Source organism: Pseudomonas koreensis (assembly GCF_012986595.1).
GTDB classification, from domain to species: domain Bacteria; phylum Pseudomonadota; class Gammaproteobacteria; order Pseudomonadales; family Pseudomonadaceae; genus Aquipseudomonas; species Aquipseudomonas koreensis.
The window spans coordinates 616,697-637,194 of record NZ_JAAQYM010000003.1 but is presented as its reverse complement, the minus strand read 5'-3'; the positions used below and the strand labels follow the sequence as shown (position 1 = coordinate 637,194).

Here is a 20,498-nt window from a genome sequence, read left to right as displayed (position 1 = left end):
CTACTCCTTGGCGACGCGTTTCATGTCCGCATCCATCATCATGCGGATCAGGGTGTCCAGATCGGTTTTCGGTTTCCAGCCCAGCACGCGCTGCGCCTTGGCCGGGTTGCCGAGCAGCACTTCGACTTCGGCCGGGCGGAAAAATGCCGGGTCGATCTTCACGTAGTCGCGGTAGTTCAGGCCGACGTGATCGAAGGCGATGCGGCACATTTCGCGCACAGTCGTGGTGACGCCGGTGGCGACCACGAAATCGTCAGGTTTGTCCTGTTGCAGCATCAGCCACATGGCTTCGACGTAGTCTCCGGCAAAGCCCCAATCGCGTTTCGCGTCGATGTTGCCCAAGGCCAGCTCCTGCTGCTTGCCCTGTTTGATGCGGGCGGCGGCGTCGGTGACCTTGCGGGTGACGAACTCGATGCCGCGCAAAGGCGACTCGTGGTTGAACAGGATGCCGCTGCTGGCGTGCAGGTTGAAACTTTCGCGGTAATTGACGGTAATCCAGTGGCCGTACAACTTGGCCACGCCGTAAGGGCTGCGCGGGTAGAACGGGGTGTTCTCGTCCTGCTGCTCGGCCTGGATCAAGCCGAACATTTCGCTGGTAGAGGCCTGATAGAAGCGAGTGTGCGGACTGAACTGGCGAATCGCTTCGAGCAGGTGGGTCACGCCCAGGCCATCGACGATGCCGGTGGTCACCGGTTGATTCCAGGACGCGGCGACAAAGCTTTGCGCGGCCAGGTTGTAGACCTCGTCCGGCGCCGCTTGAATGACAGCACGCTGCACCGAGCAGGCATCAGCCATGTCACCGTCCAGATAGACGATGTCCGCTTCGACGCCCATCTCGCGCAGGCGCCAGCGCGAATCGCTGCTGCGCCGGGCGACCAGACCGTAAACCTTGTATCCCTTGTCGAGCAGCAGTCTGGCCAGATAAGCGCCGTCCTGGCCGGTGATCCCTGTGATCAATGCACTTTTCATTCTTGTCGTACTCGCTGCTCCCAGTCGGACAGGATCGTCCGCAGGGATTGTTGTGTGGTGATTGCCGGCGTCCAGCCGGTGGTCTGGGCCAGCTTTGCGTGACTCCCGCACACCCGGCGCTGATCCGCACGGCGCATGCGCGCCGGGTCTTGAACCAGTTGCAGGTCGACCTCGGCGAGGTCGCCCATCTGCTCGATCAGACTACGGATGCTTTGCTCGCGGCCCGAGCAGATGTTGTAGACCTGCCCCGGCGTGCCTTTTTCCAGCAATGCGAAATACGCCGAGATCACATCGCCGACATCGAGAAAATCGCGCGTGACGTCGATGTCGCCGACTTCCAGTTGCGGAGCTTGCAGGCCTTGTTTGATGCGGTTGATCTGGCGCGCAGCACTGGCAATGACAAAGTTGTCTTTCTGCCCGCTGCCAATGTGGTTGAACGGCCGCGCCACCAGCACCGGCCAGCCTTCGCTGAGGCCCCATTGCAGGCTGAGGAATTCCGCCGACAGTTTGCTCACCGCATAGGGATTGCGCGGGCAGGGCGCTTGTTGCTCGGTAATGGGCAGGGCGCTCTCGGCCACCTGACCATAGACGTCACCGGAGCTGACATACAGAAAGGTCCCCTGAAATCCGCGCGCCTTGAGGGCCTGCAACAGATTGAGGGTGCCGAGCAGATTGATCTCGAGTGTACGGGCCGGATCACGGAAGGCTTCGGGAACGAAGGTCTGGCCGGCCAGGTGAATCACCGCGTCGGGCAATTGTGGCCACAGGTCGACGAGGCTCGCCGGTGCCGTGAGGTCGTAGGACGTGGCGGCAGACAGCAGCTGCCACGTCGAGTCGGGCCGAATCAGGCGCGACTGGATATGTTGTCCCACGAATCCACTGAGACCCGTGACGAACAGACGTTTTTTCAAACAGCGACCCCTTGGTCTTTAACTTTCGCCACTTTCCCACAGGCTCTAAGGAGAAGTCTGTCAGGCCGGATGAAAAAGCCGACAGGACGGCGGGCGAAGTCGTTGTTGTATTTGTTTGTTACCAATCTGTGCCAATTGCACAGCAATTTCAACAGCGCAAACCGTGACCGGTCAGTTCTCGTCAGCGTAGCCCGATTTATTCTCGTCGGGCGGTTCCCGGATTCGCGACGGATGTGTTTAGAATGGCCCTCGTCGCCATTTCCCCGGGTTCACTGGGGATGTTGCGCAACAGGGTGAAACCAGCCACTAAAACAAGAACGAAGACGAGCGCCATGACGAAAGACGAGCAGCGGTGATCCCGACTCGATCCGACGCCTGGCCGTCATAGCGTGAAACTGCCGGGATGGTGGTTTCACCGTGGGATGCCATGAATTTCATTCTTTATTCGGACGTCAACGACCGCTCCATCAGCCAGAGTCTGGGCCGTCCGGAATACAGCTATTACTTCGTGCTCAAGGCCTATCGTCCGGTGCTGGAAAGCCTTGGGCAGGTGCACGTGGTGTCGACGGCGGCCGAAGTCGACCCGCTGTACCGGCAGTTGCAACTGGCTGGCCAGGACTGCCTCTTTCTTTCGTTTGCCCCTCCGCACAAAACCCCGACTGACCTGCAATGCCCCGTGGTTTGCGTCATTGCTTGGGAGTACGACTCGATCCCGGTCGATCCTCGCGAAGAAGATGCCCACCATGACTGGAGCCGGATCCTCGCGCGCCATGGTCGGGCGATCACCTTGTCCAGCCACACGGCGCAAGCCATTCGCCGGACCCTGGGTGAAGATTTCCCCGTACTGGTATTGCCCACGCCGTTGTGGGAAGGCTTTGCCGGGGTGCGCCAGCAATACCCTGCTGCGCCGGTGAATCCGGGCGCCTTGCTGCAGATCAAGGGCTGCATCATCGACAGCCGTGCCCTCGGGTTGTCCGCCGATGGGCTGATTGCGCCCATTCACAATGAGCAGGAATGTGAAGCACGGGACCTGACGGACGTCGTTGTGCCGGCCGGACCAAACCCAGAGCCCGAACCTGAGGCGGCACCGGCCCTGACCTTGCGCCGACGTGCGTTCATCACCAAGCACTACTTGCGCGAAAGTTATCGGGCCGCCTCGACCCCGAGTGACCAGGGGCCGCTATTTTTGCTCAAGCACAATCTGCTGCTGTGGTATCACGAAGCCGTTCGCGACTTGCTCCCGGTCGCGGTCCGCCGACAGCTCTTCCGATTGCGCACGCCAGCAGCTGAGCCAATACCGACGGCCGTCAATGTCGAGGCACCCGCGGTAGCCGAGCATCCACAGGCCAGCCTGCCGGACACCACTGCCACGGTGCAGACCGAGGTCAGCGGCGTGGTGTATGTGAGCGTGTTCAACCCTGAAGACGGGCGCAAGAACTGGCATCACCTGATCACCGCATTCTGCTGGGCCATGCGCGACGTCGAAGACGCCACGCTGGTGTTGAAGATGACGCAGAACGATCTGGCGACTTACTACGTGCACCTGATCACTTTGTTATCGCAGCTGTCGCCGTTCGCCTGTCGGGTGGTGGTCATGCACGGTTACCTGGAGGACGACGAGTTCGCCAGGCTTTACGGTGCGGCCAGTTTCTACGTCAACGCATCCCGTTGCGAAGGTTTGTGCCTGCCGCTGATGGAGTTCATGTCGTGCGCCCGTCCGGTGATTGCGCCGGACCATACGGCGATGCACGACTACATCGATGAGCGCGTCGGCTTCATCGTCAAATCCAGTCGTGAGCCGACGATCTGGCCGGATGATGTGCGGATCCTCTATCGCACCCTGCGCCATCGACCGGACTGGGGTTCGTTGAAAAAGGCCTACGAGGACAGTTACGCCATGGCCAGGCACGATCCGGCGGCCTATCAGGCCATGGCCCTGGCCGCCAATGAACGCATGCGCGAGTACTGCAGCTTTGCCCCGGTGCAACAGCGTCTGGCGCAATTTTTTCAGCTGACGCCGAGTGCAGCCCCACAGCTGATCGCCGAGGCGGGGACTGCATCATGCTGATCATCATTCATTCGGAAACCAACAAGAGCAACATCCAGCAGAATCTCGGACGTCCCGAGTACAGCTACTACTTCGTGCTCAAGGAATTTCGCCCCGTGCTCGAACGCCTGGGGCAAGTCATTGAGGTGAGCAACCCGGACGAACTGGTCGATCGCTTGTACTTCGATTGCCTGAGTCGCGGTGAGGCATGCGTGTTTCTGTCGTTCTCGCCGCCGCATCGTACACCGATTCATTACGCCTGCCCGACGATCCCGGTCTTTGCCTGGGAGTTCAGCACCATCCCCACCGAGAGCTGGCACGGCGAGCCACGCCATGACTGGCGCGTGGTCTTGAACGCCTGCGGCATGGCGATTACTCATTCGAGCTTTACTGTCGACGCTGTCTGCGACGTGATGGGCGCGGACTATCCGATCTGCGCGATTCCCGCGCCGGTGTGGGATCGCTTCGCCGCCCGCGGTGCGCAATTGCGCAAGCAACCCGTGGTCGAAGCGGTGCAGTTGCAGTTGCGCGGCCTGTTGCTCGACAGCCGCAGCGTAGACCTGCGCGCCTACGGTCCACCAGGGTTGTGCGAAGGCACGCCGCTATCGTTTGCCGGGCCGCCACAGGACTGCCAGTTGCAACTGGACGGCGTGGTCTACACCTCGGTGTTCAACCCTTACGACGGGCGCAAGAACTGGCAGGACATGATCAGCGCCTTCTGCACCACGTTCCGTGACGTCGCCGATGCCACCCTGGTGCTGAAGCTCACGCACCATGACATCGCCAACGCCCTGAGCGACATGTTGCATCACCTGTACAAGAACCAGTCCTACCAGTGCCGGATCGTGCTGATCCACGGGTATCTGGCGGACGCCGATTACGAAGCGCTGGTGCAGGCCACCAGTTACGTGGTCAACAGTTCCTACGGCGAAGGGCAGTGCCTGCCGCTGATGGAGTTCATGTCCTGTGGCAAACCGGCGATTGCGCCGCTGAACACGGCGATGGCCGACTACGTCGACAGCGACAACGCGTTCATCGTCGATTCCACCGACGAACTCACGGCGTGGCCTCACGACCCACGGGCGGCCTATCGCACCTTGCGCTACATGACCGATTGGGACTCGCTGTGCGCGGCGTACCGCGACAGTTACGCGGTGGCGAAAAACGACGTCGAGCGCTACGCGCAGATGTCCGAACATGCCGTGCGCAACCTGCAGAAATTCTGCAGTCAGGCGAGCGCCGAGGAGCGGCTGCGGACGTTTTTTGCCCAGCGCGCGCCAGCGCTCAAGTCGTTGTCCGTGGAAGCCTCGGGCGCATGATTCGGCGCCTGCTCGCACGCTTGCGCCCGGCACCGTTGCCTGCTGCACCTGCACCGTCCGTGCAGGTTTCGCCACGGGACGTGGGGTTGCATGACGCGATCCTCGACGGCTGGTTTTTGCCCGACAGCGGCGAATTGCTCAAAGGCTTCGCGATCACCGCTGACGACACCTTGCTCGATGTCGGTTGCGGAGAAGGCGTGGCGACGCTGTTCGCGGTGCGGCAGGGCGCCTCGGTGATATTTACCGATAGCGAACATGCCAAGGTCCGCGATCTGGCCCGACAGGTTCAGGCACAAAGCGCCAAGCCGAATCTGGGGCTGGTCAGCAACAGTCTGCCATTGCCGCTGGCCGCCGGTTGCGCCAGCAAAGTGGTGTGCATGGAAGTGCTGGAACACATCGATCAGCCGGAACCGTTCATGGCCGAACTGGTGCGCATGGGCCGCCCCGGTGCGCAATACCTGCTGAGTGTCCCGGCGCCGGTGGGTGAGCACCTGCAGCAGGGCATCGCCCCGGCCAGTTATTACCAGACGCCCAATCATGTGCAGATTTTTACCGAGCAGCGCTTTGCCGAACTGGTTGAGAACGCCGGGCTGGTGATCGAGCATCGACAGGCCAGCGGGTTCTTCTGGGTGATGGGCATGATCTTTTTCTGGGCCAGCGAACGCGCTGCCGGCCGTGACCTCGGGGGCGCGGTGCGCGACCGGATTCAGGCGCCGTATCCGCCGCTGATGGAGAGCTGGGCGCGTACCTGGCAGGACCTGCTGGCGCAGCCCGACGGCCTGGCCATCAAGCAGATGCTCGACCGCTTCATGCCCAAGAGCCAGGTGATCATCGCGCGCAAGCCGCTGGCAACTGAAACCAGCGCCGGGGGGCAGCCATGAGTGCCAAGCGGATCATGGACATCGAGGTGCTGCGCGCCATCGCTGTCCTCGGGGTGTTGTTCCATCACCTGCAGGGCAGCCTGTTCACCGACACTGTGCCGCTGCTAGAAAAAATCCACGCCTGGGCGCAGCCGTGGTGGGGCGTTGATCTGTTTTTCGCAATCTCCGGGTTTGTCATCGCCCGCAGCCTGATTCCTGCGCTGCGAGGCTGCTCGACGCGTCAGGAATATTGGCAGCAGACGCGCAATTTCTGGCTGCGGCGGGTGTTCAGGCTGCTGCCCTCGGCCTGGTTGTGGCTGGCGCTGATCCTGATGGCGTGCGTGTTTCTCAACCGCTCCGGCGCCTTTGGCAGCCTGCACGCGAACCTGCAGGCGACGCTGGCGGGCGTGTTGCAGTACGCCAATTTCCGCTTTGCCGACAGTTTCTTTCATTACGAGTACGGCAGCAGTTTCGTCTACTGGAGCCTGGCCCTGGAGGAGCAGTTTTACCTGCTGTTCCCGTTGCTGATTCTGCTGTGCCGCAAGCATCTGGTCTGGGCCTTGCTGGCGCTGGTCGCGGTGCAACTGTTGACCCTGCGCACGCCGTTGCTGATGGTGGTACGCACCGATGCGCTGGCGCTTGGCGTGCTGTTGGCGATGTGGAGCGCGCAACCTTCTTACTCGCGCTGGCAGCCGACGTTTCTGCGGCGCCCGTGGGCCGGCGTGTCCGTGCTGATCGGCGTGGCGCTGCTGATGAGTTTCATGGCCACCGACCGTTTCACCTTCGCGCCTTACCGCATCGGTTCGATTGCCGTGCTCGGCGCGTTGCTGGTGTGGATCGCCTCGTACAACCGCGATTACCTGCTGCCGGCGGGCCCTGTGCAGCGGCTGATGGCGTGGATCGGCAGTCGTTCCTACGGGATTTACCTGATTCACATCCCGGCCTATCTGCTGGTGCGTGAGCTGATCTTTCGTCTGCAGGCTGCCGGTCTGCCGAGCCCGGCCGGGCACCCGATTCTGACGTTGCTGATCGCCTTCGGCCTGATCGTGCTGCTCAGCGAGCTGAACTACCGTTTTATCGAAATGCCGATGCGCAATCGTGGGGCTGCCCTGGTGCGGCGCCTTGATACGTCCCGAACTGCCGTTTCATCTCCCGGAGCCACCTCATGCTGAGCCTATTGAAGAAACTCACGGCGGCGACGCCTGCACCGGCCCCCGCGCAGCCCGCCGCCCCGGTGGCGGACAAGGTCGATCCGTACATGCTCGGCCTCTACGATGCCAAGCTCAGCGGCTGGTTCAACCAGGAGACCAACGAGCTGTTCAAGGGCTTCCCGGTGACGGCCGATGACACCTTGCTTGATGTCGGCTGTGGCGATGGCGGCAATGTGCACTTCTGCGGCATGCGCGGGGCGAAGATCATCATTGCCGATATCGACGGCGCCAAGGTCGAGGCCACCCGCCAACGCCTGAGCGACACCCCGGCGCGCAGCGTCGAATGCCACGTCACCGACTGCAACCCGTTGCCGATTGCCGACGGCACCGCTACCCGGGTGGTGTCCACCGAAGTCATCGAACACGTCGACGACCCGGCGCAGTTCCTCGCCGAACTGGTACGGGTCGGCCAGTCCGGGGCGCTGTACCTGCTGAGCGTGCCGCACCCCAGTTCCGAAGACCTGCAGAAGGACATTGCGGCGCCGGAGTATTTCCAGAAGCCCAACCACATTCGCATCATCAGCGAAGCGCAGTTCAAGGCGCTGGTCAGCGACGCCGGCCTGGAGATCATCAGCCACAGCCAGTACGGTTTTTACTGGTCGATGTGGATGTTGCTGTTCTGGGAAGCCAAGGTCGATTTCAGCCATCCGGATCATCCGTTGCTCAACCACTGGGCCGACACCTGGCAAGCGGTGCTCGATTCGCCGCGTGGCGCGCAGATCAAGCAGGCGCTGGATGCGGTTGTGGCGAAAAGTCAGGTGATCATTGCCCGCAAGCCCTGAGTGCTTTTGTGTAACCTTGCAGCCTGATGTCTCAGGGATCTGCAAGGTATGCGCGTTATCGCCCGGTTGTCGGCCATGCTGGCTGTGTTGTTGCTCTGCGCGTGTGAGCGCCAGGACGCAGCGCCACTCGATCAGCAACTCTATGTCTGGCAACGCCAATGGACACCCGCCCATGAGCTTGCGCTGAAAGACAGTCGCGACGATTTCTCGACCTTGCGCGTGCTGGCCTTGCAGGCGTTCCCCAATGACGGCTGGCATCGGGCGCGTATCGATGCGCCGTTGCTCAAGCATGACGGCCGGCCTCTGATTGCGGTGATTCGCCTCGACGGTCAGCTCAAGGCACTCGATCAGCAGCAGGTCACCGCACAGATTCTGCAGGTGCTGGCTGACTGGCAAGCGCAAGGGCTGACCGTGAGCGGCGTCGAGATCGATCATGACGCCGGGAACGCACGTCTGTCGGCTTACGCCGAATTCCTCTCCCATCTGCGCCGTGCATTGCCAGCCAACGTAGCGCTGAGCATCACTGCGCTGCCGGCGTGGCTCGGCAGTCTACAGTTGCCGGCGTTACTGGCCACGGTCGACAGTAGCGTGCTGCAGGTGCATGCCGTCAGCGATCCGCGACGCGGGTTGTTCGACCCCGGGCAGGCGCGGCGCTGGGCCAGCGACTGGGGGAAAATCAGCAGCAGACCGTTCTATCTGGCGCTGCCGGCCTATGGTGTGGCGCTGCTGCCGGATACCGGCGGTGCGCCAGTGGTGGAGGGCGAAGTGCCGCTCGAGCGCGATGGGCAGCGCCGGGAACTGCTCGCCGATCCGTTGCAACTGAGCCAACTTGCAAAAGCCCTGCGCGACGATCCGCCGGCGCATCTGGCCGGGCTGATCTGGTTTCGCCTGCCGCTGCCCAATGACCGCCGGGCCTGGAGCCTGACCACGTTGCGCGCCGTGGCTCGCGGCGATGCGTTAAGTAGCCGGCTCGGCCTGACCTTCAGCGAACACGACGGCCTCTACGACATCCACCTCGCCAACCCGGGGAATCTCGACGCGGCCTGGCCTGCGCAGTTGCGCGTCAAGGCGCGCGGCTGTGAAGGTGCCGATGCGCTTGCCGGTTACTCGTTGCAACAAAGCCCGGATCTGCTTACCTTCACCCGCCTGCGCGACGGTCGTCTGCCGGCGGGTGGACAACGCGCCATCGGTTGGGCGCGCTGTGCATTTATTGATCAAGGAGGTTCGCATGTTGACCCGTAACTGGCCCCGCCATCTGCTCTGCCTGAGCCTCAGCCTGCCGCTGGGTTCGGCGCTGGCCTGCGGCCCGGACTTCCCGATGCGCCTGCTCGACAATCGCGGGCAAACCCTGGCTGAGCTGCCGGAGGGCAACTTCAACTTCGAGATCAGTCGCTTGGGCAAAACCATTGCCGGGCTGAAGCACGTCACCGCGGCGACGCACAATCCTGACGACCTGTACGGCGACGAAAGCGAGCCTGCTGCAGCTCGCGAAAAAGCCGAACAGGTCGGTCTGAGCGCCGAGCAACAAGCGTTGGTCAAGCAACTGCGCGGCCTGACCGATGCGCGTCAGGTCGAGGCGCAGGGCGCCAGTCTGCCGGCGGAAATCCGCCTGTACGTGGCCGGCGCGGTAGCCTTTGCCACGGGCGACCATCAACTGGCCGTCGAGTATTTCAACAAGGTGCTGGCGCTGCCGGCCGATCAGCGCTCACTGCGTAGCACCTGGGCGGCATATTCCCTGGGCCGGACCTGGTTTGCCATGAGTGCCGAGGCAGGCGACGTCATCGAAGCACTGGAGCAGGCGCGTGAGGCGTTCCGTCAGGCCCGACAGATGAGCATCGATGGCTTGAGCGATCCGCTGGAGCTTGGTGTGGCCAGCCTCGGCGAAGAGGCACGGGTGCTGCGCACTGCTGGCGACTGGAGCGGCGCCATCGAACTGTACGAAGCGCAGAACCTGCACGGCTCGGCCGTGGGTTACACCTCGCTGAAACAGCTGATGAATGAACTGGCCGAGCTGCCGGAACCGGAATTGGCGAAGCTGCTGGAGCGCAAGGCGGTGCAGCAACTGGTCACCGCCTCGTTGGTCAGTCGCATGGGCTGGTCATTCGACGAGCAGCCGCCGAACGAGAAGAAACTCATCAAGCTGTTGCAGAACAGCACCCGTGGCAGCCTGGAAAACGCTGATCGACTGGCGGCGATGAATTACCAACAGGGCGATTACGCCAGCGCCAAGGCCTTTCTGGAAAATGCCGGTGACGGCGGACTGGCGTGGTGGCTGCGGGCCAAACTGGCGGTGCGTGACGGCGACAAAAATGCGGCCGCTGCGGCCTATGCCAAAGCCGCGCAGGCGTTCCCGCAGAACGAGGACTGGGGCTACCGGCGCACTCCGGACTGGGACTTCGAAACCCTGCAGCCCAAATGCCGGGTCGAGGGCGAGAGCGCGATTCTCGCGCTGCAACGTGGCGAATACCTGCAAGCGTTCGTGCAGCTTTATCGCAGCAACAGCATCTATTGGTTCGACGCGGCGACGGTGGCCGAGCGCGTGCTGACGGTCGATGAGCTCAAGCGCTATGTCGATGACAACGTGCCGGCGCCGCCGGCGTTGACCCAGCAGCAGCGCGACAACTACGTGCCGCTGCCGGTTGCCGCCAGCCTGCGTAACCTGTTGGGGCGGCGCTTGCTGCGCGAAGGGCATTACGAGGAAGCGGTCGGCTATTTCGACAATCCCGATCTGCAGCACAAGGCCCGGCTCTACGGTGAACAGCGGATGAAGGCCGACGCTGCCTGGTGGCCGACCAAACGCGCCAGCGCCTTGTACAACGCGGCGTGGACCGCGCGTGAATGGGGCATGGACATCCTCGGTTACGAGATGGCCCCGGATTACGCCACGTTTGGCGGTAACTACAGCCTGGAAAGCACCGAGCTGAAAGTCGGGCCGCTGGTGGCCGAGGGCGAAGTGCAGCGGCAGAAGGCCAGCCAGGCACAGCCGGACGAGCGTTATCACTACCGTTTTGTCGCCACCGCGTTGGCCGGTCGCGCCGCCGACAACTTGCCGCACACTAGCCAGGCGTTTGCGGCGGTGCTGTGCAATGCCGCGGGTTTCAATAGCAGTCTGGAGGAGCAAAGCGCGCTGTATCGACGTTACGTCAACGAAGGCCCGTACGTGCCTTGGGCGGTGGACTTCGGCAATCAGTGCCCGTACCCGGATTTCGAAAGCGCCGACAAGCGTTACGTGACTCAGGTCACCGATGCCGCTCGTACGGCCCTGCGACCTTACAAATGGCCGGTGCAGATCGGCGCGATCGTGCTGGGCGTCGGCGTTGCATTGGCGCTGATCAGCCGTCGCCAACGCAAGACGCGCAAACCCTAGGCCTGCTGGATAAACGTCAGGCGCACGGCGAAGCCGATCAACAGGCTGCCGAACAGCCATTGCTGGAGGCGCTGCGCGGTTGGATTGTGTTGCAACCAACGGCCCAGCGCCGCGCCGGCCAGGGCGTAAGCGCTGTCGAACAGCAGCCCGACGCCCACCAGCAGCACACCGAGGGTGGCAAATTGGGTCAGCACCGGTGCGCCGTCATTGACGATGAATTGCGGCAGCAGCACCGAGCAGAACAGCAACGCCTTGGGGTTGAGCAGATTGGTCAGCAAGCCGCGACGAATCGCTTCGCGCCACTGTCCATGGGCGTCGGTGTCAGGGGCTGCATTGAGGTTCGGCAGCAGCGTGCTGCGCAGGCACTGAATGCCGATCCACAGCAGATACGCCGCGCCCGCCAGGCGCACCAGATCAAACGTCCACGGCGCTGCCTTGAACAGCGCCGCCAGACCCAACGCCGCCAACGCCACGTGACAGCCGCGAGCGATCCCCAAGCCAATAGCGGTCGCCAGCGCCGCGCCGCGACCCTGACGAGCACCGGTTTGCAGCAACAGGATCATGTCCGGGCCGGGCAACAGGAAGACCACGGCCAATGCCAGAAAAAACAGCCAGATACTTGCCATGTCGCAGCCCCTTCGTGGTCGATTCGGTGAGCCGATTCTATGGCGCAAGCGTGGGGCAGGTGCTTGCGTAGTCAGCTTCAAAAGCACTAGGAATTGGCATAACCTGCTTTCTTTTCGCGCCTTGACCATCAGGATCTGCCAACCATGAAACTCGACGCCTTTGACCGCAAGATTCTCGCCGCTTTGCAGCGCAACGGCCGGCTGAGCAACGTCGAGCTGGCGGACGAAATCGGGTTGTCGGCGTCACCCTGCCTGCGCCGGGTGCGGATGCTGGAGGAGGCCGGGGTGATTCGCGGCTATCAGGCCAACCTGGATCGCGACGAAGTGGGGCTGGGACTGACGGTGTTTGTCGGGGTCAAGGTCGAGCGGCACAACGACGAACAGGCCGAAGCCTTTTATGCAGCGGTTACGGCGCTGCCGGAAGTGATCTCGGCATTTCTGGTGTCGGGGGAGTCGGACTTTCTGTTGCAGGTGGTGGTGCCGGACCTGCGCGCGTATGACCGCTTTCTCAGCGGCTGTTTGCTGAAGCTGCCGGGGGTGAGTGACATTCGCAGCAATTTTGCGATTCACACGGTGAAGACCCCGGGGGCATTGCCGTTGGGGCATCTTCCGCTGTAGACCGCGTAGCCTTCATCGCGAGCAGGCTGGCTCCTGCATTTGAGCGCAGTCCTCCAGCAGGAACACGGTCAACTGTGGGAGCTGGCAAGCCAGCTCCCACAGGGATTGGGTGACCATCTACATCTGCGTCGCCATCCCTTCGACATTCATCGCCGCCTGGCGCAACGCTTCCGAACGCGTTGGGTGCGGGTGGCAGGTCAGCGCGATGTCTTCGGCCGACGCGCTGAACTCCATGGCCACGCAGTATTCTCCGATCATTTCACTGACGCTCGGGCCGACCAGGTGCACGCCGAGGATTTCGTCGGTGCGTTCGTCGGCGAGGACTTTGGCGAAGCCTTCGGTTTCGTGGTTGATCTTCGCCCGGCTGTTGGCGGTGAACGGGAATTTGCCGACTTTGTAGGCTCGCCCTTCGGCCTTGAGTTGCTCCTCGGTCTTGCCGACGCTGGCCAGCTCCGGCCGGGTGTAGATGACGTTGGGAATCAAATCGTAATTGACCTCGCCGGCCTTGCCGACGATCTGTTCGATACAGGCCATCGCCTCGTCTTCGGCCTTGTGCGCGAGCATCGGCCCGGAAGTCACGTCGCCGATCACCCAGACGCCGTTTGCTTCGGTGCGGTGCTGGCGGTTGGCGAGCATGCCGCGCTTGTCGGTGGTCAGGCCGACATTCTCCAGGCCCAGACCCTGGGTGTACGGGCGCCGGCCGATCGCGACCAGCACGTAGTCGGCTTCGAGCAATTCGGCGCTGCCACCGGCGGCGGGTTCGACGCTGAGCTGCACGCCGCTGGCCGAGGGGGTGGCGCAGGTGACCTTCGAACTCAGTTTGAAGCTGATGCCTTGCTTGCTCAACGAGCGCTGCAGGGTCTTGCCGGCCTCGCCATCGACGCCCGGGCAGATGCGGTCGAGGTATTCGACCACGGTCACCTGGGCGCCGAGGCGGCGCCATACCGAACCCAGCTCGAGGCCAATCACCCCGGCGCCAATCACCACCAGATGCTTGGGCACTTCACTCAGCGACAGCGCACCCGTGGAGTCGAGAATGCGTTGGTTGTCGATCTCGACGCCGGGCAGGGGCGTGGGTTCGGAGCCGGTGGCGATGATGATGTCCCTGGCGCTCAGCTCGGTCTGGTTGCCTTGCTCATCGGTTACCGTGACTTTGCCCGGGCCGTCGATATGGCCCCAGCCCTTGATCCAGTCGACCTTGTTCTTGCGAAACAGAAACTCGATGCCTTTGGTCAGGCCGCTCACGCTCTCGTCTTTCTGTTTCATCATTTGCGCGAGGTTGAGCGTGGGTTTGACCTCGATGCCGAGGTTGGCGAATTCCGCACCCATGGCCGCGTCGTACAGCTCCGAGGCGTGCAGCAAGGCTTTGGACGGCATGCAGCCGACGTTCAGGCAGGTGCCGCCGAGGGTGGCGCGACCTTCCACGCACGCCGCCTTCAGGCCCAACTGGCCGGCGCGGATCGCCGCGTTATAACCACCGGGCCCGCCGCCCAGAATGACCACATCGTAGTGACTCATGCTCTTGCTCCTCGTTGGGGATGCGGATCGCTGAAATTAGTCAGGCATAAAATTACGTACGTAATATGTGCGTTTCCGGACATTTCGGTCAAGGCTTCAGGCAAGCGACAGGTTGTGCATCTTTAGATAAGCGTATTTGTGTACGAATATTTCACGGTTTTCGTTATATCGTAACGATCAGACCGCTGAATCAATGGCTTTGGGGTGATATGCAAGTCGATCTGGATGTCGATGGCACGCAAGTGACCGGGCTGCCGCGCTTTCAACAAGCGGCCACGCAGGGGCGCCGCTTGCGCCGACTGGCTATAGGTCTCGGCGGATTGGCCGGGGCGGGGTGGGTCCTGGCGTTTTTTGTCGGGCTGTTTGCCGCGCAATCGTTATGGCCGGCGTTGCTGGTCAATCTGAGCGCAGCGCTGCTGGTGCTGGTTGCCGGCCTGCAGTCGGCGTGGTGGGTCACCCAGTGGCGCGCACGGGTGATGCACCCGCTGGCGCCGGTGGCGCTGACCGAGGAGCCGGAGTCAGCAGCGCCTGAAGGCTGGTACGAACGGCTGCTGGCGCGTTTGAGTCAGCGCGGAGTGCACCTGCTCGGGCAGATCGGCGCTGCTACCTTGTGGCTCGGCGGTTGGTCGGCGTTGGTGGTGCTAAGCATCGATCAGGTGTGGAACCTTGCGTTGCCGGCCGGCGCGGTCGGGTTGTCTGCCAGCGTCGGCGCGGCGCTGATGTTGCTGCTCGGCTTCGGTTTGTTGGTGCTTGAGCGCCAATTGGCTCAGGAGAGCCCGACGCAATGGCCGGAAGCCGGACCCCTCGCGCAATTGGCGCGGGTGGCGATCATCAGTCTGGTGCTCGGCGCGCTGTGCCTGTTATTTGCCAGTGAGGCTTCGTTGTGGCCCGTACGGCTCGCGGTATTGATCGGGATCTTGCCGGGATTGGTCGCAATCGAGTTGCTATTACGCGCAGTCCTGTCGATATTCAGCCCGCACCGCGAACGGCTCGAACCGACCTTGTTGGCGCGCAGTTTTGTCGCCGACATGCTGCGATGGCCACCTCAGCCGTTGCTCGCGTTGCAGCATGAATTGCACAACCGCTTCGGTATCGATTTGCGCCAGATCTGGGCCTTCAGCTATATGCGTCGGGCTTTTCTGCCGGTGCTGGCGCTGGTCGCTGCGGTCGGCTGGGTGTTGACCGGCATTCACGAAGTTCCGCTGCAGGGGCGCGGCATTTATGAGCGTTTCGGCAAACCGGTGCAAGTCTTCGGCCCCGGGCTGCACGCCGGTCTGCCGTGGCCGCTGGGCCGTGTGTTGAATGTCGAGAACGGCGTGGTGCACGAGTTGGCGACCAGCGTCGGCGATGCTCCTGCCCCGACCCAAGTCGAGCCCGCCGAAGGTCCGGCACCGCTGAGCGCCAACCGTCTGTGGGATGCCAGCCACGTCAACGACAAATCCCAAGTGATTGCCAGCAGCCGTGGCGATCAGCAGAGCTTTCAGATCGTCAACATGGACGTGCGCTTCGTCTATCGCATTGGCCTGGGTGACCAGGATGCTTTGGCCGCGACCTACAACAATGCCGATGTGCCGACGCTGATTCGCAGCACCGCGAGCCGGATTCTGGTCCACGATTTTGCCTCGCGCACCCTCGACGGTCTGTTGGGGGCGGACAGGGTAGGGCTGGGTGAAGAAATCGGCCGCGTGGTGCAAGGCGATCTGCAGAAACTCGACAGCGGTGTGGAGATCCTCGCCACTGTGGTCGAGGCGATTCATCCCCCTGCCGGTGCCGCCAATGCTTATCACAGCGTGCAAGCGGCGCAGATCGGCGCGCAGGCGTTGATCTCCCGCGAGCGCGGCGCGGCGGCTGAAGCCAATAACCAGGCGCAGTTGCAGGCCAGCCTTGCCCGGGATCAGGCCACTGCCAGCGCGCGTGAAGTCAACGCCACGGCGCAGGCGGCGGATCTGAAGTTTAAGGCGGAACAACAGGCCTATGCCAGCGCCGGCCAGGCGTTCGTGCTGGAGCAATATTTCAGTCAGCTCAGCCAGGGCCTGAGCAAGGCCAAGTTGCTGGTGCTTGATCACCGTTTAGGCGGCAGCAGCAATGCGCCGACCATCGACCTGCGTACGTTCACGCTGCCGGCTGACCCGACGCCCGCGCGCACCACCGCTCAACCAGGAGTTGCCCCTTGAGCCAGTCGCACACACACGATTCGCATGACCACAGCGGCCACGATCACGGCCACGCCGGGCATCACCATCATCATGGGCATCACCACCACGGTGCGCCGGAAGAGGCGGGCCCTTTTCCGTGGCGGCGCATGGGCTGGGCGGTGTTGCTGGTGGCGTTTGCCATCGCAGCGGCGAGCCTGGTGCAAGTGCGCTCGGGCGAAGCCACGGTCATTACCCGTTTCGGTAATCCGTCGCGAGTGTTGCTTGAGCCCGGTTTGAGCTGGCGTTGGCCCGCGCCGTTCGAAGCGGCGATCCCGGTGGATCTGCGCCTGCGCACCACCTCCAGCGGCTTGCAGGATGTCGGCACCCGCGACGGTTTGCGCATCATCGTTCAGGCCTACGTGGCGTGGCAGGTGCAGGGCGACCCGGACAACGTGCAGCGTTTCATGCGCGCAGTGCAAAACCAGCCGGACGAAGCCGCGCGGCAGATCCGTACCTTTGTCGGCTCGGCGCTGGAAACCACCGCCAGCAGTTTCGACCTGGCGAATCTGGTGAACACCTACGCCAGTCAGGTGCGCATCGCCGATTTCGAAGCGCAGTTGCGCAAGCAGATCGATCAGCAACTGCTCGCCACTTACGGCGTGCGCGTAGTGCAGGTCGGCATCGAACGGCTGACACTGCCCTCGGTGACACTCACGGCCACGGTCGATCGAATGCGTGCCGAGCGTGAAACAATCGCCACCGAACGCACGGCTATTGGCAAGCGTGAGGCGGCGCAGATTCGTTCGGCAGCCGAACGCGATGCGCGGATCGTGCAGGCCGATGCCACGGTGAAAGCTGCAGACATCGAAGCGCAATCCCGGGTTGAAGCCGCTCAGATTTACGGCCGCGCCTACGCCGGTTCGCCACAGCTGTACAACCTGCTGCGTTCTCTGGATACCTTGGGCACCATCGTCACGCCCGACACCAAACTGATCCTGCGCACCGACGCCGCGCCATTCCGCGTGCTGGTGGATGGTCCGCCCACGGTCGATAACAAATCCGGATCGCAACCATGAGTGATGAAGTTCCACGTGGAACACATTCGTTGAGCAGTCCGTGGATTCAGGCCGGGCGTCTGGCGTTTTTCGCCTTGTACGCGGTGACGGTTTTGGCCGCGTTGGCGTGGGCGCTCTCCAATGTGCGGCAGATCGACCCGCAGAACCGGGCGGTGGTTTTGCACTTTGGCGCGCTGGATCGCATCCAGAATGCCGGTCTGTTGCTCGCTTGGCCGCAGCCGTTCGAACAGGTGGTTTTGCTGCCGGCCGCGGATCGTGTCATTGAGCGCCGAGTGGAAAATCTGCTGCGCAGCAGTGAGGCGATCAAGGCCGACCGTGTAGCGACCTTCGCTACACCCCTGAGCGATGCACTGGCGGGCTCCGGTTATTTGCTGACCGGCGACGCCGGTGTGGTGCAGCTGGATGTGCGAGTGTTTTACAAAGTCACCGATCCGTACGACTTCGTGTTGCAGGGTGATCACGTGCTGCCGGCGCTGGATCGGTTGGTCACCCGCAGCGCGGTGGCGTTGACTGCCGCGCGCGATCTGGACACGATTCTGGTCGCCCGGCCGGAGCTGATCGGCGCCGATAATCAGGCGGCCGAGCGCCGCGAGCGTCTGCGCGGTGATCTGGTGCAAGGCATCAACCAACGCTTGGCCGAGCTGAAGGCGGGCGGGCAGGGCATCGGCATCGAAGTCGCGCGGGTCGACGTTCAGTCAAGTCTGCCGGATCCGGCCGTCAGCGCCTTCAATGCTGTTCTGACGGCCAGTCAGCAAGCCGACAAAGCCGTCGCTAATGCGCGCACCGAGGCGGAAAAACTCACCCAGACTGCCAACGAACAAGCCGACCGCACCCTGCAAGTGGCCCATGCGCAGGCCGGCGAACGGTTGGCGAAAGCCTCTGCCGACACCGCCACGGTCCTGAGCCTGGCCAAGGCTCAGCAACAGGGCACCGATCCGCAGATGCTCCTGCGGCTGTACCGCGAACGCATGCCGAAGATCCTCGGCCAGGCCGGCTCGGTGACTACGGTCGATCCCAAAGACGATTCCCGCCTGATCATTCAGGGAGCCAGTAAATGACTGCGACCACTGCTGCACCGAGCCTGTTGTCCTCGGCCGAACAGCGCCGCGCCGCACGGCAATTGACCCTGGCGATGCTCGCCCTGGGCTTGCTGGGACTCGGCCTGATCTGGCGTTGGCAGGTGCCGGAACAAACCGGCGTCAGCCAGTTGCTGCTGGGTTTTGCTTCCTTATTGGTGGCAGTGCCGGTGATGCGTTCGGCGTGGTACAGCCTGCGTTATCCGAGCCTGCACGGCATCACCGATCAACTGATTGCCCTGGCGATGCTCGGCGCGTGGGCGACGGGCGATCTGCTAACCGCCGCGCTGCTGCCGATCATCATGATCTTCGGCCACGTACTGGAAGAGCGCAGCGTGATCGGCTCGCAGGAGGCGATTCACGCCCTTGGCCAATTGACCCGCAGCCACGCACGCAAGATTCAGGCGGACGGTTCGATCATCGAAGTCGATAACGGCACGCTCAAACCGGGTGACACGGTCGAAGTGCGCGCCGGTGATCGGGTGCCGGCGGATGGCCGGGTGCTGTCCGGTCAGGCCAGCCTCGACACGGCCTCCATCACCGGCGAGTCGGTCCCGGTTGAAGCGGCGGCGGGCATGACGGTGTTCGGTGGGGCAATCAACCTCGACGGCTTGTTGCGCATTGAAGTGACCCGCACCGGCGACCAATCGACGTTGGGCAAAGTCATCGCGCTAATGCAAAACGCCGAGCGCTCCAAGCCGCCGATCACCCGGCTGCTGGAGCGTTATGCCGGCAGCTACATGGTGCTGGTGTTGTTGCTGGCGGCGGTGACCTGGTTTGTCACCAACGACGCGCAAGCCATGCTCGCGGTATTGGTCGCGGCATGTCCCTGCGCTTTGGTGCTGTCGGCACCGGCCACGGCGATTGCCGGCGTGGCGGTGGCGGCGCGTCACGGCATCTTGATTCGCAGTTCAGCATTCCTTGAGGAACTGGCCGATCTCACCTCGCTGGTGGTCGACAAGACCGGCACCCTGACTTACGGCACCTTGCGTTTGCAATCAATCAGCAGCCCGCGTCTGGATCAGGTTTCTGTGATGACGCTGGCCGCCAGCCTCGGCGCGGCCAGCAGTCACCCGGTCAGCCGTGCGCTGGCCGGGCTGGTCAGTCAGGAACAGAGTCTGCCACTGACCGATGTGCATGAGCGCCAGGGTCTGGGCGTGGTCGCCATGACCGCGCAGGGCGAGGCGGCGTTGGGGCGTCCCGAGCTGTTCGCGCAACTGGGCATTGTCACCACGCCCGTTCCCGTACATGACGGGCCGATCGCCGGCTTGGCCTTGAACGGTGAGTTTGTCGCCTGGCTGTTACTGGCCGACAGCGTCAAACCGGAAGCGCGCTTTGCCCTCGCTGAGTTGCGCGAACTCGGCCTGGGTCGGCAGTTGCTGCTGACTGGTGACCGCCAGAGTGTCGCGCAGACCCTGGCCCGGGAAGTGGGCCTGCAAGAGCTGGAAGCGCAGGCGCTGCCCGAGGACAAACTCAACCGCGTGCTCAAGGAAATCGACAATGGTTTCCGGCCGATGGTGGTGGGCGATGGCATCAATGATTCGCTGGCGCTCAAGGCCGGAGTGGTCGGCGTCGCCATGGGCGCCGGCGGTGCTGACATTGCGCTGGCCTCGGCGGACATTGTGCTGATCGGCAGCGACCTGCGTCGCCTCGGCACCTGTGTGCGGCTCAGTCGTCAGTGCCGCCGGACCTTGCAGGTCAACGTGATCATCGGTCTGGGCTGGACGCTGGCGATCGTGGTGTTCGCAGCCTTCGGCTGGCTCGGCGCGGCGGGGGCGATGATTGCCGCGTTGCTGCATAACCTCAGCACGCTGCTGGTGCTGGGCAATGCCGGACGGTTGCTGCGGTTTCAGGAGCCGCTGCTCAAGCTCAAGGACGATCACTGAAAATATTTTTCGCACCTCTGTAACGCCGTCGGGGCAGCCCTCTCTAGTGCTATGTCGGGACTGAACAACCTTCCAGCCGACACCCCTGACGCTTACC

Annotated in this window: 16 protein-coding genes; 12 read left to right on the top strand and 4 right to left on the bottom strand. The window is 63.0% G+C overall.

Going from position 1 to position 20,498, the window contains the following annotated elements:
- Together gmd and HBN98_RS12420 are read right to left on the bottom strand one after the other, a co-directional pair.
- A complete protein-coding gene (gmd, locus tag HBN98_RS12425) occupies nt 1-969 on the bottom strand; it encodes a GDP-mannose 4,6-dehydratase (RefSeq protein WP_064589914.1) in 969 nt (322 codons plus the stop codon).
- Nucleotides 966-1,880: a GDP-mannose 4,6-dehydratase gene (locus HBN98_RS12420; RefSeq protein WP_083367475.1), complete on the bottom strand. Its 915-nt coding sequence runs from the start codon at nt 1,878-1,880 to the stop codon at nt 966-968. Before HBN98_RS12420 ends, gmd begins: the two co-directional genes overlap by 4 nt.
- 427 nt (nt 1,881-2,307) lie before the next feature.
- Here HBN98_RS12420 and HBN98_RS12415 point away from each other — a divergent pair, with 427 nt between their 5' ends.
- Genes HBN98_RS12415 through HBN98_RS12385 form a run of 7 tightly spaced genes read left to right on the top strand, consistent with a single transcriptional unit; the run spans nt 2,308 to nt 11,466 of the window.
- On the top strand, nt 2,308-3,948 hold the full coding sequence (locus tag HBN98_RS12415; RefSeq protein ID WP_083369384.1) for a glycosyltransferase: 1,641 nt from the start codon (nt 2,308-2,310) through the stop codon (nt 3,946-3,948).
- A complete protein-coding gene (locus HBN98_RS12410) occupies nt 3,942-5,246 on the top strand; it encodes a glycosyltransferase (protein WP_083367476.1) in 1,305 nt (434 codons plus the stop codon). The genes HBN98_RS12415 and HBN98_RS12410 overlap by 7 nt, the downstream gene beginning before the upstream one ends.
- The gene (locus tag HBN98_RS12405) at nt 5,243-6,127 is read left to right on the top strand and encodes a class I SAM-dependent methyltransferase (protein ID WP_083367477.1); all 885 of its coding nucleotides are present in this window, start codon (nt 5,243-5,245) and stop codon (nt 6,125-6,127) included. The genes HBN98_RS12410 and HBN98_RS12405 overlap by 4 nt, the downstream gene beginning before the upstream one ends.
- Nucleotides 6,124-7,278 (top strand): acyltransferase family protein, encoded by a 1,155-nt coding sequence (locus HBN98_RS12400; RefSeq protein WP_083367478.1) that lies wholly within the window; start codon nt 6,124-6,126, stop codon nt 7,276-7,278. Before HBN98_RS12405 ends, HBN98_RS12400 begins: the two co-directional genes overlap by 4 nt.
- Nucleotides 7,272-8,099, top strand: a complete 828-nt coding sequence (locus tag HBN98_RS12395) for a class I SAM-dependent methyltransferase (RefSeq protein WP_064589909.1) — start codon at nt 7,272-7,274, stop codon at nt 8,097-8,099. Before HBN98_RS12400 ends, HBN98_RS12395 begins: the two co-directional genes overlap by 7 nt.
- A 48-nt stretch (nt 8,100-8,147) precedes the next feature.
- Nucleotides 8,148-9,341, top strand: a complete 1,194-nt coding sequence (locus tag HBN98_RS12390; protein ID WP_083367479.1) for a DUF3142 domain-containing protein — start codon at nt 8,148-8,150, stop codon at nt 9,339-9,341.
- The gene (locus tag HBN98_RS12385; RefSeq protein WP_083367480.1) at nt 9,328-11,466 is read left to right on the top strand and encodes a hypothetical protein; all 2,139 of its coding nucleotides are present in this window, start codon (nt 9,328-9,330) and stop codon (nt 11,464-11,466) included. Before HBN98_RS12390 ends, HBN98_RS12385 begins: the two co-directional genes overlap by 14 nt.
- On the opposite strand, the gene HBN98_RS12380 is transcribed toward HBN98_RS12385, so the two are convergent.
- Nucleotides 11,463-12,092: a LysE family translocator gene (locus tag HBN98_RS12380; protein ID WP_083367481.1), complete on the bottom strand. Its 630-nt coding sequence runs from the start codon at nt 12,090-12,092 to the stop codon at nt 11,463-11,465. The two genes, HBN98_RS12385 and HBN98_RS12380, sit on opposite strands and share 4 nt — an antisense overlap.
- 144 nt (nt 12,093-12,236) lie before the next feature.
- On the opposite strand from HBN98_RS12380, the gene HBN98_RS12375 reads away from it, so the two are divergent.
- Nucleotides 12,237-12,710: an Lrp/AsnC family transcriptional regulator gene (locus tag HBN98_RS12375; RefSeq protein WP_007960832.1), complete on the top strand. Its 474-nt coding sequence runs from the start codon at nt 12,237-12,239 to the stop codon at nt 12,708-12,710.
- A gap of 117 nt (nt 12,711-12,827) precedes the next feature.
- On the opposite strand, the gene lpdA is transcribed toward HBN98_RS12375, so the two are convergent.
- Entirely contained in the window at nt 12,828-14,228 is a 1,401-nt protein-coding gene (lpdA, locus tag HBN98_RS12370) for a dihydrolipoyl dehydrogenase (RefSeq protein WP_083367482.1), read from the bottom strand.
- Between the two features lie 209 nt (nt 14,229-14,437).
- Here lpdA and hflK (HBN98_RS12365) point away from each other — a divergent pair, with 209 nt between their 5' ends.
- From hflK (HBN98_RS12365) to HBN98_RS12350, 4 genes are read left to right on the top strand one after another with little or no spacing between them, the layout of a single operon-like run.
- The gene (gene hflK, locus HBN98_RS12365) at nt 14,438-16,402 is read left to right on the top strand and encodes a protease modulator HflK (RefSeq protein ID WP_083367483.1); all 1,965 of its coding nucleotides are present in this window, start codon (nt 14,438-14,440) and stop codon (nt 16,400-16,402) included.
- Nucleotides 16,399-17,439: a protease modulator HflC gene (hflC, locus tag HBN98_RS12360; protein ID WP_083367484.1), complete on the top strand. Its 1,041-nt coding sequence runs from the start codon at nt 16,399-16,401 to the stop codon at nt 17,437-17,439. The genes hflK (HBN98_RS12365) and hflC overlap by 4 nt, the downstream gene beginning before the upstream one ends.
- Entirely contained in the window at nt 17,436-18,497 is a 1,062-nt protein-coding gene (gene hflK / locus HBN98_RS12355; RefSeq protein WP_083367485.1) for a protease modulator HflK, read from the top strand. Before hflC ends, hflK (HBN98_RS12355) begins: the two co-directional genes overlap by 4 nt.
- Nucleotides 18,494-20,401 (top strand): cation-translocating P-type ATPase, encoded by a 1,908-nt coding sequence (locus HBN98_RS12350; protein WP_083367486.1) that lies wholly within the window; start codon nt 18,494-18,496, stop codon nt 20,399-20,401. The genes hflK (HBN98_RS12355) and HBN98_RS12350 overlap by 4 nt, the downstream gene beginning before the upstream one ends.
- The last annotated feature ends 97 nt before the right edge of the window (nt 20,402-20,498 follow it).

Bases quoted from the DNA above. Each gene is read 5' to 3' on its own strand.
- lpdA (WP_083367482.1), bottom strand. From the start codon at position 14,228: ATGAGTCACTACGATGTGGTCATTCTGGGCGGCGGGCCCGGTGGTTAT.
- HBN98_RS12380 (WP_083367481.1), bottom strand. From the start codon at position 12,092: ATGGCAAGTATCTGGCTGTTTTTTCTGGCATTGGCCGTGGTCTTCCTG.
- HBN98_RS12400 (WP_083367478.1), top strand. From the start codon at position 6,124: ATGAGTGCCAAGCGGATCATGGACATCGAGGTGCTGCGCGCCATCGCT.
- hflK (WP_083367483.1), top strand. From the start codon at position 14,438: ATGCAAGTCGATCTGGATGTCGATGGCACGCAAGTGACCGGGCTGCCG.
- HBN98_RS12395 (WP_064589909.1), top strand. From the start codon at position 7,272: ATGCTGAGCCTATTGAAGAAACTCACGGCGGCGACGCCTGCACCGGCC.
- HBN98_RS12385 (WP_083367480.1), top strand. From the start codon at position 9,328: ATGTTGACCCGTAACTGGCCCCGCCATCTGCTCTGCCTGAGCCTCAGC.
- gmd (WP_064589914.1), bottom strand. From the start codon at position 969: ATGAAAAGTGCATTGATCACAGGGATCACCGGCCAGGACGGCGCTTAT.
- HBN98_RS12410 (WP_083367476.1), top strand. From the start codon at position 3,942: ATGCTGATCATCATTCATTCGGAAACCAACAAGAGCAACATCCAGCAG.
- HBN98_RS12375 (WP_007960832.1), top strand. From the start codon at position 12,237: ATGAAACTCGACGCCTTTGACCGCAAGATTCTCGCCGCTTTGCAGCGC.
- hflK (WP_083367485.1), top strand. From the start codon at position 17,436: ATGAGTGATGAAGTTCCACGTGGAACACATTCGTTGAGCAGTCCGTGG.
- HBN98_RS12415 (WP_083369384.1), top strand. From the start codon at position 2,308: ATGAATTTCATTCTTTATTCGGACGTCAACGACCGCTCCATCAGCCAG.
- HBN98_RS12390 (WP_083367479.1), top strand. From the start codon at position 8,148: ATGCGCGTTATCGCCCGGTTGTCGGCCATGCTGGCTGTGTTGTTGCTC.
- HBN98_RS12405 (WP_083367477.1), top strand. From the start codon at position 5,243: ATGATTCGGCGCCTGCTCGCACGCTTGCGCCCGGCACCGTTGCCTGCT.
- HBN98_RS12350 (WP_083367486.1), top strand. From the start codon at position 18,494: ATGACTGCGACCACTGCTGCACCGAGCCTGTTGTCCTCGGCCGAACAG.